The sequence below is a fragment of the Halobacillus sp. genome, from assembly GCF_049282395.1.
Classification (GTDB): domain Bacteria; phylum Bacillota; class Bacilli; order Bacillales; family Halobacillaceae; genus Halobacillus.
The window spans coordinates 1-12,110 of the sequence record NZ_JBAPTY010000020.1 but is presented as its reverse complement, the minus strand read 5'-3'; the positions used below and the strand labels follow the sequence as shown (position 1 = coordinate 12,110).

Sequence of the window (12,110 nt, the reverse complement as noted above, 5' to 3'; positions counted from 1 at the left end):
AGCGCTCCGGCTGTGGCATAGGCAGCAGCCAGAGGAGCTGTCATGGCGGAAGAAATTCCAGCAGCAAAAATCCCTATGGCAAAGACGTATTTAGCCCATGAGCCAAGCAGCGGCTGTAACTGCTCTGCCATTAAGGAAGGATCCTGAATGGAAGTTCCTAAAGGAAAAGCTGCTGCAGCTGTAATGATAATGGAAACGGATATAATTCCGCATATTGCCATAGTCAAAAGAACATCGAAGCGGCTGTCGCTCAGTTGTTCTTCCCCTTCAAATCGTTCCTGGACGGTAGAGGATTGCAAGAACAGCGTGTAGGGGACAATGGTGGTCCCTATTAAAGAAATGACATACAATGTATTCCCGGAAGAAACCTTAGGAACGAATCCTTTTGTGAATATGGCAGAGAGGTCAGGCTGGACTACGATAGCCGTGATTACAAAGCTTAGGGTCATGATTAAAATAAGTCCTACAAAGACTCGTTCAATCACCTTATATTGGCCAATCCATAAAAGAATTCCGGCGAGTACTCCAATTAAAACAGCAACCAATTTAGTAGGAAGTCCGGTGATGGCTACCATCCCGAGGGCTCCCCCCACGATATTACCTGCTTCATAGGCTGCACTTCCAATCACGATGGCAGAAATAATTAATAAAATCGTGAGCCATTTTAAAATAGGATTGGAAAACTGTTCTCTTAAAATAGTACTTAAATCCTTACGAGTAATTACTCCAAGTCTTGTTACCATTTCCTGAAGAAACATGGTGGCTATGACGGAAAAAACGAGCGCCCAGATAAGAGCGTAACCAAATTCTGCTCCAACATTACTGGCTGTCGTGACCGTTCCTGGCCCAATGATGGCCGCAGCCACAATAGCTCCTGGTCCGACATTTTTCAGCCGTCTTTTAAAGGTGCTGTCTTTAGGCATAACGTTCCCTCTCTTTCTATTTTTTAAATAGGAAGTGGCGAAGCTTGAAAGACTGCTTCGGCTAGGTCAGAGAATATGTACATGGCATACATAACATTAACAGGAAAATATTTTAATTTTTTAACAATTCCCTTTATCAGCTTGCGTTAATCGTTTTATTTGTAATGCCAATCAGTTGTTATAGGTACCCTGAAGACTAGGATAAAGCTTGAGGTAACGCTCGTATTGTGACCTATAAGTCTCCTGGTTTTCTTGGGCAGGTGTGAAGACCTCGGCACCCTGGGGATCGATATATTTTTCAGTAAATTCCGCGTAATCTTCGACCCAGCCCATCGAGATAAAAGCTGTCGAGGCAGCTCCAAGTACAGTGGAGTATTCGCTTTCATTTGGAACTCTGATCGTTCTATTTAAAATAGTAGCGAGTGTTTGAGTCCAGACGCGGCTTCTGGTTCCACCTCCTATGACCGTCATGATCCCCTCGTGTTTTTCAGAGAGGGATTCAATCACCTGACAGCAGGAAAAGCATAATCCTTCTACTACCGCACGTGCGAAATCGGATTTCTGAACAGCAGGGTGAAGCCCGACGAAGGCGCCTGTAGCTTCCGGGTCCATAACCGGAAACCGTTCTCCGTGCAGATAAGGCAAAAAGAGAACGCCATTTGCACCCGCTGGCGAGGCAGCGGCCAATTTTTCAAAATTCGCGTAAGGTGATTTAGTCTGGTCACCCCAGGTATGGACAGCCCACTGATGAACGTTTCCGGCGTTCAACAGCGGGGCGATGGAAATGTTGGTTCCTTCCGGCAGGTGCGAAAGGGTAAATACTCCGTCTATCTTATTCGCACTCTTTTCTGTTGGAGCAGCTGCCCAGCCCGTAGTTCCCAAGTATAAATACAAATCACCTTCGTGAAGAGCGCCTGCACCGAGTGTGGCGGCACCTGCATCCCCGCTGCCGCACAAGACAGGAGTGTCCACGGAAAATCCTGTCCATTGAGAGACTTTATCCGTTATCTTTCCTGCTTCTTGTTCAGGTTCAAGGAGACGCGGCATCTTATTAACATCTATTGAAAAATCGGAAAGGAGTTCCTCGCTCCACCTTCGCTCATGTAGATCCATTAGACCTGAAGTTGCTGCGGTTACAGGGTCGGTTACTGCTTCATTTGTCAACTTATAGATGAGATAATCCTTCGCGCTGAATACGAAGGCTTTCGCATATTGGTATGGAGATGGCTGATGCTTCTTCATCCATAATAATTTCGCGAGAGGAGTAGAAGAGCGGATCGAATTCCCTGTTATATTTGAAAGGAAAGGTTTCTTTGATTGGATAAACCGTGCTTCTTGATCAGCTCTTGTGTCTGAATAAAGAATGGCTGTAGAAGCTGTTCCAGAAGAATCTAGTGGAATCACATCTTCCATTTGGCCGCTAAACGTAACTGTCCTGATGGCCTTTACACGTTCGGGAGTGGTACTCTGCCAAATTGAAAGGATAGTTTGAAGTGCCTGCCACCATTGTTCCGGCTGTTGTTCAACTTCCCCGTTCGGGCCATAATTCGTTTCAATTTCTAACGACTGTTCACTCGTCCGGTGACCCTGTCTATCTAAAAGAATGCCTTTTAGAGCAGATGTTCCCAGGTCGAATGCGGCTATGTAAGTCATTCTGATCCCTCCAGCTTGAATAGTGAATCCTTATTTCTTCAAATTGTACATGATTCTATCCATATATTGAACGTGTAAGATTAAGAGATGATAGAAATGATCAGCTCGTTTATTCCGGCATTTTATTATGAGAAAAACCAGCTTAAAAACAGGGTGGAAAAAGATCTGTATTTATTTGTAAAATGATAGGCATAGAAGTATATTTATGTTATCTTTAATTCAAGCCATCTTAATTAAAGAGAAATTATAAAAAAGAGACGATGGTTTGTATAGGTATAGGATTAGATGGTGTAGCTCTGGTCCATTAGCCGGGGCATCCAGTGGCAGTAAGTCATATGGAGTAAAAAAGTGGGGATCCTCATCATGGATTTCCACTTTTTTATTTGTTATTAAGCTTAGTCAACATTAGGCTTATTGCAGATACGCTCCCGTTTGTTGAAGACTCAGTTTCGAGATACTGGTTGAAGAGGATGGTCCTTCTGGGGACGATTTCGCTTTCCTTGGGAATGCGCGGAGCCTCCTCAGGCTTCGCCTTCCGGGGTCTCCCCTGTCATTTTCATCCCACAGGAGTCTTCATCGTCCCCCTACGGACCTTGCGAAATAGGTGGTTGGAAACCCTCTACGAAGATGTCTGCTAAATGAAGATCGTTAACCTAAGAGCGACGCTGAATTTCTAGTGATTTCAAGGGTATACCCCCTGCTATAAAAGCGTTTATGGTTACTTGAGGATGTTACCTTCTCTTATAGAAGGGGCCGTTTTATCCGCTCCTGGCTGGGTGGCGAAGGAAACGACAAGACTCCCGCGGGAGAAGGGCTAGGCGAGACCCCACAGGGAGTGACAGCGACCGAGGAGGCTTCTGGTAAAAAAGAGGATCGACTAAAATCGCCACGTCCTGTGGGAACGTCGATCGACCCTACATCGTGTAGGGCCGCAGTAAAGCGAGTTGTTTCCGCAGCCAGCCCTCCTCTATATTAAGTAATGGACCAAAAATATCTCGAAACTTAGTCTTACAGTAACCAGCCCTATAGTTTAATGATCTGCTTTGATGAAAATTGGATAGCCGGTTTAATAGATCCTTATTTTTACAAATTCTTAATGTTACTGAAATCCTGATAAGCCGGGAATTTTAATAGATAGGAACAACTACATATTTTGTCCCGAGTCTCTGGATGTAGTATAGTTAGAATGAGCGTGAGAATTCTGACAATAGTGTAATAGGAAGAGAGGGGTACACCTAATGAATCAGCAAACATTTTTATATCAGCCAAAGATTTCTGATGTGATGAAAAATATTAATAAGGTGATGATTGGGAAAGAAGAAGCGACTTTACTAAGCATTGTGGCTTTGCTCGCTAAAGGGCACGTACTGCTTGAAGACGTCCCGGGCGTAGGAAAGACGATGCTTGTAAAAACCCTTGCCAAATCCTTAGATTGTGAGTTTAAACGAATTCAATTCACCCCAGATTTGCTGCCATCTGACGTTACAGGTGTTTCTATATATAATCCAAAAGAAATGGAATTCGAATTTAAGCCTGGTCCTATTTTGGGAAATATTGTGCTGGCAGATGAGATTAACCGTACTTCTCCGAAAACACAATCCGCTTTACTTGAAGGTATGGAAGAAACGAGTATTACGGTGGATGGAAACGCCGTGCCTCTTAAAGACCCTTTCTTTGTCATGGCGACCCAGAACCCCATTGAATATGAAGGAACGTACCCGCTGCCTGAAGCTCAGCTGGACCGTTTTTTGTTAAAAATGAAAATGGGATACCCTACTGCAAGTCAGGAAATGGAGATGCTGAGCCGGACCTCAGGTGGACATCCGATCAATGAGATTTCGTCTGTAATCACCCGCGATGAGCTGGTGGCTTTACAGAAAGAAGTCGAAGAAGTGTATGTGGACACAACCGTAAACCGCTACATTATTGACTTAGTTACAGGCACTCGGAAGCACGAAGGTGTCTATCTGGGTGTGAGCCCTCGTGGATCGATTTCCCTCATGAAAGCTGCTAAAGCCTATGCATTTGTTCACGACCGTGATTATGTCGTGCCCGATGATGTCCAGTACCTTGCCCCTTATGTTTTGTCACACCGTATGATTCTCACTTCTGAAGCGAACTTTGAAGGAGCAACGCCTGAAAGTATTATCCAAGAGCTGCTCTCCGCCACCTCCATTCCTGTAAAGAGGAATATTAGTGAATGAGACAGACTCTTCAATTCACGGCTAAACTCCTCGTTGTATTGACATTGTTTGCTGTTTTATTTTCTTATGCAATGTTTCAGGGAGGCTTTGTCAGCTGGTTTCTCTTCTACGCATTTCTTCCTTTTCTCGTCTACATGACAGGGGTGCTGTTGTATCCAATAAACGACTGGAAGGTAGAACGTAAACTCTCAAAAAGGGTGGCGACAGGAGGCGAAAGTGTTGAGGTTGATGTGACACTGACAAGAAGAATCCCTTTTCCAATTTATTATTGCGTCATTGAAGAATATCTCCCGGATTCCCTCAAAAAACAGGACCGTCATCTAGAGAAATTCAGAGATATGGGGAAGGCGAGTGAATTTCAGCAGGACAGAATGGTGAAGAAAGTCATGTTCCCCTGGTTCAAGAGACATTTACGCTACCATTATGAGCTTGAGAAGCTTCCGCGGGGAGAGCACCAGTTCAAGGCTTTCCGCATCAAAACCGGGGACTTTTTTGGGTTTGTTAAAAAAGAGCACGTGTATCGGGAAGAGGATAAACTTCTTGTCTTTCCTTATAAGCGTCCAGTGAAGCTCCGTGAACGTGTGTACAGCTTTGAACAGGGAGCGAGTCCCTCTTTTAAACTCAATGAAAAAAACACGAACGTCGTCACAGGTGTTCGTGAATATATGCAAGGTGACCGTTTTGCCTGGGTAGATTGGAAGACTACTGCCAAAAAGAATCAAATGATGACGAAAGAATTTGAGCAGGAAAAAAGCGTCGATATGCTCATCATTTTGAATGCGGTCTATCACCCTGCTATGAACCCTTTGAGTTTTGAAGGCTCCGTTGAATTCACGGCCTCTTTATTAGAAGAACTTCATAAAAAATCTTCGCAGCTTGCTTTCATGACACTTGGAGATGGACGAGCATATTTTCCTTTTCATCAGAACCATTCACAGACACATAAGATTCACGGCCACTTAGCCAAGATAAAGCCACTTGGCCGTGTACCATTTTCGCAGCAGCTGGACCGTGAACGGGCTCAGATTCCTTCTGGGACGATCGCTTTAGTGATTAGTCATCACTTAGATGAAAATACGGAACAATCCCTCGTTAAATTAGCAAAAAAGAGTAAGCGTCTCGTCTTTTTTTATGTGCGCCCCAGAGAGCAGATGAGCTTTCAGGACCATCAGCACATTAAGCTGTTAAAAAATCAGGGAATCGTTGTGCAAGTATTATCAGAAGAGCAATTGACCCGACAAGAATTTGAGGTGAGTACCTGATGCCTAATACAATGAATGACCACCGCTCTGCTGTATTTAAACTTATGATTTATGTAATTGGTTTTCTATTATTCTGTGAATGGCTACTGCCTCTGGAATCTATTACGGAAACGAAAAATGTGACGATCTTTTTTATTTATGCAACGTTTTGTTTTTTCGTATCTTTTATTCAGGTTCCATGGTATTTATCTATGCCCCTCAAACTGTTGGGATTAGCCTTTATATTGGACGGACTCTATATTGCAGAAACAATTTTCAGCCGCAATTGGTTTTCTGTCCTATATGATCAAATTATCTTTAATATACAGGTGATCCAGGCGCAGGAATGGTGGCAGATGACTCCTTTGTTCCGGAGTCTTCTTTTTCTCATCCTGTTATGGCTGATGAGTTACTTGCTGTTCTACTGGATTGTAGTGGCTAACCGTATGTTCGTGTTCGTACTGCTTACACTTATTTACGTTACGGTAGTCGATACGTTTACTGTCTACGATGGAAAATGGGCGATCATCCGCACGTTCGTTCTGGCAATGGCTGCTCTTGGTGTTACCAGCTTCCACAAAGAGATGGATAAAGAATCGATTGCTTTGGGCGGGTTTAAAAAAGGTCACTTATGGGTGCTGCCTTTACTTGCGATCATCCTGTTTTCAACAGTTGCGGCTTATGCTTCTCCCAAACTTTCTCCGCAGTGGCCGGACCCCGTTCCCTTTATCCAGAGTGCTGCCGAAGGCGCTGGTCCAGGAGGGGGCGGTGTCGTCCAAAAGGTCGGATATGGTGAAAACGATAGTCGTCTCGGAGGATCCTTTATTCAGGACGATACCCGTGTCTTTACGGCCATGGCCGATGGGGAAAGGTACTGGAGGATTGAATCGAAAGATACGTACACCGGAAAAGGCTGGGAAGATACATTGGAAGATCCGGTCCAAACGGTTTCTCCTGACAATATTCCTTTTCAAACCTTTACGGATGAAGTCGAAGTAGAAGAACAACAGTCCTTTGTCGAGTTAACTAGTGAAGCTGATTTTCGAAAACTGGTGTATCCATATGGCGCCACTTCACTTGACTCTTACCCCGAAGATTATAGGCTTCAGATTCATGAAAATACTGGTGAAATGGATACACTTAAAGGAGATTCCCCAGCTAAGCTGAACAGATACGTCATCAACTATGATTTTCCTTCTTTTGAATATGATCAGCTGCGTGAATCGAGTACCGAAGACCCGGAAGAGATCAAAGAGAACTACTTGCAGCTTCCAGATTCCCTGCCGGGGCGAGTGCGCAACCTCGCCAGTCAAATCATAGAAGACGAGGACAATCGGTATGATAAAGCGAAAGCTGTAGAGTCGTATTTTTCATCGAATGGATTCGAATATTCAACGACCGATGTACCGGTGCCTGATGAAAATGAGGACTATGTGAACCAGTTTTTATTCGAATCTCAAATTGGGTACTGCGATAACTTCTCGACCTCGATGGTGGTTATGCTTAGGTCTGAAGGCATTCCAGCACGATGGGTCAAAGGGTTTACAGGCGGAGAGCGGATTGATGCGACTGAATCACCTTATACAGACGGACTCCAGAATAAATATGAAATCACAAGCGGCAATGCGCATTCGTGGGTGGAAGTTTATTTCCCAGATGTGGGCTGGGTTCCATTTGAACCAACGAAAGGGTTCACGAACAACGCGGATTTCTATACAGATATAGAGACCGATGACAGTGACTCGGCAGCTTCAGGTTCAGATACGGAAACCCCCGAAGATAATATGGGCAACCCGCAGCAAATGGAAGATCAGGAAGCAGCGTCTGATTCTGAGTCCGTTAACATCAATTCAGAACAGAGCTATGTATGGGTCTATGTTCTGGCTGTATTTCTACTCCTTGCTCTACTCGTTCTGTATGTGACTCGTTACAAGTGGATCTCCGCTTTTCTCATTCGACGCTATCGAAAAAGAGAGGACGAGGAAACGTATGAAAAAGCCTACCAATATTTACTAAAAGTATTGGATCATAAAGGATTTAAGCGTAAACCCGAACAGACGCTCAGAGACTATGCCTTCGTCGTCGACCGCCACTTCCAGTCCAATGACATGCGGCGTTTGACGAATAATTATGAGCGGGTTCTGTACAGAAATGAGAGTCGCCGTTCCCATTGGCCAAAAGTCACTGAATTATGGGAAAATTTAATTAAAAAAGCATTGTCTTGATTCCTGTCAGAACCGTTGATAGAATGAATGGAAATTAGACGCATTCTTCCTTCGTATATCCTCGAGAATATGGCTCGAGAGTCTCTACCGGGGCACCGTAAATGTCCTGACTATGAAGGTGGGGATCACGTGACGAGATATGCACGGATGGATTTCTGCCTTCGCCTGAATTATTTTAACGGGAAGGTGGGAATCCTTTTTTTATAGGCCCCTGGTCGTGCGTTTTTTCTAATGAAAAGGAGTGGAAAGATATGGAGCAGGTCCAAGGTATGATCCTGGTACTGGATTTCGGAAGTCAATATAACCAATTAATAACCCGCCGTATACGTGAGTTCGGGGTTTATAGTGAACTTCACTCTCATAAAATGACGGTTGAAGAGATCAAGGAACTGAACCCAAGCGGAATTATTCTTTCTGGCGGACCTAACAGCGTCTACGGAGAACATAGCTTCCGTTGTGACGAAGGTCTGTTTGATCTGGGGATTCCGGTGCTTGGCATTTGCTATGGCATGCAGCTGATGACTCACCATTTCAAAGGAAAAGTGGAGCGTGCGAATGAACGTGAGTACGGAAAAGCAGAGATTAACATAGCCGAAGACCCGGCTATATTTAAGAAAACTCCTCGTAATCAGACGGTCTGGATGAGCCATAGTGACAAAGTTATTGATCCGCCTCAAGGCTTTGTCGTGGATGCGACTAGTCCTTCCTGCCCGGTAGCTGCGATGAGCAACGGAGAAATTAATATGTACGGTGTTCAGTTTCACCCGGAAGTGCGTCATTCCGAATATGGCAATGACATCCTGCGCAGCTTCGTATTTGATGTATGTGATGCGAAGGACGACTGGACAATGGAGCACGTGGTGGAAATGGAAGTAGAGAAAATCCGCGATCAAGTCGGGGACCGTAAAGTATTGTGCGCGCTAAGTGGCGGGGTAGATTCCTCTGTTGTTGCAGCGCTGATTCACCGTGCCATCGGAGACCAGCTGACTTGTATTTTCGTGGATCACGGACTGCTTCGAAAAAATGAAGCAGACGATGTCATGCGCACGCTTGGCGACGGTTTCAATATGAACATTATTAAAGTAAATGCCAAAGACCGATTCCTAAGCAAGCTTGAAGGCGTATCCGATCCTGAACAGAAGCGGAAAATCATCGGTAATGAGTTTATTTACGTGTTTGATGATGAGGCTGAAAAACTGAAGGAAATTGATTATCTCGCTCAGGGGACTCTTTATACCGATATTATTGAGAGTGGTACAGAAACGGCTCAAACGATTAAATCCCACCACAATGTCGGGGGTCTTCCTGAGGAAATGGAACTGCAGCTGATTGAGCCTTTGAACACACTCTTCAAAGACGAAGTGCGTGCGCTTGGAACTGAGCTTGGTGTACCAGAACATATTGTTTGGCGCCAGCCATTCCCAGGACCTGGACTTGCGATTCGTGTATTAGGTGCGATTACAGAAGAGAAGCTGAAAATCGTTCGTGAATCTGATGCTATCTTGCGTGAAGAAATCAAGGAAGCCGGACTTGACCGCGATATTTGGCAGTACTTCACCGTCCTTCCAGATATTCGATCCGTAGGAGTTATGGGTGATGAGCGGACGTATGACTATACAATCGGCATTCGTGCGGTTACATCCATTGATGGGATGACGTCCGACTGGGCTCGCATTCCCTGGGACGTTCTTGAGAAAATCTCCACCCGCATAGTGAATCAGGTCGATCACATCAACCGAGTGGTTTATGACGTAACGAGTAAGCCGCCGGCTACGATTGAATGGGAATAAACGAACATTAAAGTTATTTTTAACAAATAATGTTCGGGAATAGGGTTGACGAACTACAGTCTTCCCTAGTAAGATAGAGAAAAATTAAGAATTAGTAACACCGCCGTATAATTTTGGGGATAAGGCCCATGAGTTTCTACCGGACCGCCGTAAACTGGTCTGACTACGTTGGTGAATAGTTGACGCCTTGCACGTGGTTTGTGCCTGGCTCATCTATTACATCCGTAGATAGGTAGACACTCTTGAGCATTCAAGAGTGTTTTTTATTTGGGTTTTAACATAGAGAGAACTCTCCGGATGGAGCGGATGGTGACAGTGAGGGAGGAAATAAGAATGAGAAAATTTTTTAATTTTAAGGAACTGGGCACGAATTATCGTACGGAATTCATGGCGGGTCTTACAACATTTCTAGCGATGGCCTACATTCTGTTCGTTAATCCGTCTACGCTTGCTCTTGATGGGATTGAGCAGCTTCCTGAAGGAATCACGCGTATTGATAAAGGGGCTGTATTTACTGCGACGGCGATTGCTGCTGCGGTTGGTACATTAATTATGGGGGTATTTGCTAAATATCCAATTGCCCTTGCACCTGGTATGGGATTGAATGCATTTTTTGCTTATACAGTAGTTCTTGGGTACGGTATTCCTTGGGAAACGGCACTGGCAGGTGTATTAGCATCCGGACTTATTTTTATTGTATTAACGGTAACCGGCCTGCGCCAAATGATCATTGATGCAATACCTGGGAACTTGAAACTTGCCGTCGGAGCTGGGATTGGCTTGTTTATTGCTTTTATCGGGTTTCAAAACGCGGGTATCGTTCAGAACAGTGATGCGACGCTTGTACAGCTTGGAGATTTAACGGCTGGACCAACGATGCTTGCGATTTTTGGGATTATTGTATCGGTCGTATTCCTTTCTCTAGGTATTAAAGGCGGTATTTTCTACGGTATGGTCCTGACTTCGATTGCCGGAATGGTGACAGGGCTGATTGCACCGCCTACTGCAGTCAATGACGTCGTAGGTTCTGCGCCAAGCGTGGCACCAACTTTTGGGGCGGCATTAACCCACTTTGGTGATATCTTTACAATTGAAATGCTGGTCGTTATTCTAACCTTCTTGTTTGTCGACTTCTTCGACACGGCGGGAACGCTTGTAGCGGTGGCTACACAGGCAGGATTCATGAAGGATAATAAATTACCTCGTGCCGGACGCGCGCTGTTTGCGGATTCCGCAGCGACAGTTGTAGGATCCGTTGTAGGTACATCAACGACTACTTCTTACATCGAATCCACGGCAGGCGTAGGAGCCGGGGGACGAACAGGCTTTGCCTCTGTTGTAACGGCTGGCTTTTTCTTACTGGCGCTATTCTTTTCGCCATTATTATCAGTTATAACCGCACAGGTCACTGCACCTGCCTTAATTATTGTCGGTGTGCTGATGGCATCCACTTTGAAAAATATCGACTGGGATCAATTTGAAATTGGTGTTCCGGCCTTCTTTACGATTGCCGCTATGCCGCTTACGTACAGTATTGCTACGGGAATCGCAATCGGATTCATCTTTTATCCGATTACGATGCTGTTAAAAGGACGTTCTAAAGAAATTCACCCAATTATGTACTTCTTGTTCGTCATCTTTATTCTTTACTTTGTATTCTTAGCTTAATGGAGGTATCTCGGGGTGCAGCTTATTCCATATAAGTTTCCGTTTGTTGAAGGCTCAGTTTCGAGATAAATGGGTCCGTTACGTTAGATGGATAAGGGTTGGTGGGGAAATAACTCGCTTTCCTATGGGGGAACGGTGAGCTTCCTCGCTCGTTTCACTCCCTTCGGGATCTCACCTAGTTCCTTCTCCCATGGGAGTCTCGCCATTTCCCCATATCCGTCAAGCTAGTAAGTGAATAATTCTAGATAAGCAGTGGTTCTACCCTTAAATTACACATATTTCCAATTAAGATTATATTGACTCCTAAAGGAGTCCGCAATAAAAACAAGGGAATCTTTTATTTATAAGTTAATCCTAAAACATCGAACGGACTTTCATGTTTTTCTTTGTGGTCTTTCCTGCCGTG

Annotated in this window: 7 protein-coding genes and 2 riboswitches; of the genes, 5 read left to right on the top strand and 2 right to left on the bottom strand. The window is 44.6% G+C overall.

Annotated features, from left to right (window positions below):
• The coding region (locus WAM07_RS01010) for an Nramp family divalent metal transporter (protein ID WP_422164020.1) at positions 1-923 on the bottom strand (923 nt) is incomplete at its 3' end.
• Between the two features lie 171 nt (positions 924-1,094).
• Positions 1,095-2,576 carry a xylulokinase gene (locus WAM07_RS01005; RefSeq protein WP_422164018.1) on the bottom strand — a complete coding sequence of 494 codons (1,482 nt, stop codon included), beginning with the start codon at positions 2,574-2,576 and terminating at the stop codon, positions 1,095-1,097.
• A gap of 1,238 nt (positions 2,577-3,814) precedes the next feature.
• Between WAM07_RS01005 and WAM07_RS01000 the strand changes: the two genes are divergently transcribed.
• The 5 genes from WAM07_RS01000 to WAM07_RS00980 all read left to right on the top strand — a co-directional run bounded on the left by WAM07_RS01000 (position 3,815) and on the right by WAM07_RS00980 (position 11,704).
• Positions 3,815-4,780: an AAA family ATPase gene (locus WAM07_RS01000; protein ID WP_422164016.1), complete on the top strand. Its 966-nt coding sequence runs from the start codon at positions 3,815-3,817 to the stop codon at positions 4,778-4,780.
• Positions 4,777-6,042, top strand: coding sequence for a DUF58 domain-containing protein (locus tag WAM07_RS00995; RefSeq protein WP_422164014.1), 1,266 nt, complete (start codon positions 4,777-4,779; stop codon positions 6,040-6,042). The genes WAM07_RS01000 and WAM07_RS00995 overlap by 4 nt, the downstream gene beginning before the upstream one ends.
• Complete coding sequence (locus WAM07_RS00990; protein WP_422164012.1) at positions 6,042-8,246, top strand: DUF4129 domain-containing transglutaminase family protein; 2,205 nt, start codon at positions 6,042-6,044, stop codon at positions 8,244-8,246. The genes WAM07_RS00995 and WAM07_RS00990 overlap by 1 nt, the downstream gene beginning before the upstream one ends.
• 31 nt (positions 8,247-8,277) lie before the next feature.
• A riboswitch (purine riboswitch) is annotated at positions 8,278-8,379 on the top strand.
• A 118-nt stretch (positions 8,380-8,497) separates the two neighbouring features.
• A complete protein-coding gene (gene guaA / locus WAM07_RS00985; RefSeq protein WP_422164010.1) occupies positions 8,498-10,036 on the top strand; it encodes a glutamine-hydrolyzing GMP synthase in 1,539 nt (512 codons plus the stop codon).
• An 83-nt stretch (positions 10,037-10,119) separates the two neighbouring features.
• Positions 10,120-10,222, top strand: a riboswitch (purine riboswitch).
• 147 nt (positions 10,223-10,369) lie between these two features.
• Entirely contained in the window at positions 10,370-11,704 is a 1,335-nt protein-coding gene (locus tag WAM07_RS00980) for an NCS2 family permease (RefSeq protein ID WP_422164008.1), read from the top strand.
• Positions 11,705-12,110: the final 406 nt, after the last annotated feature.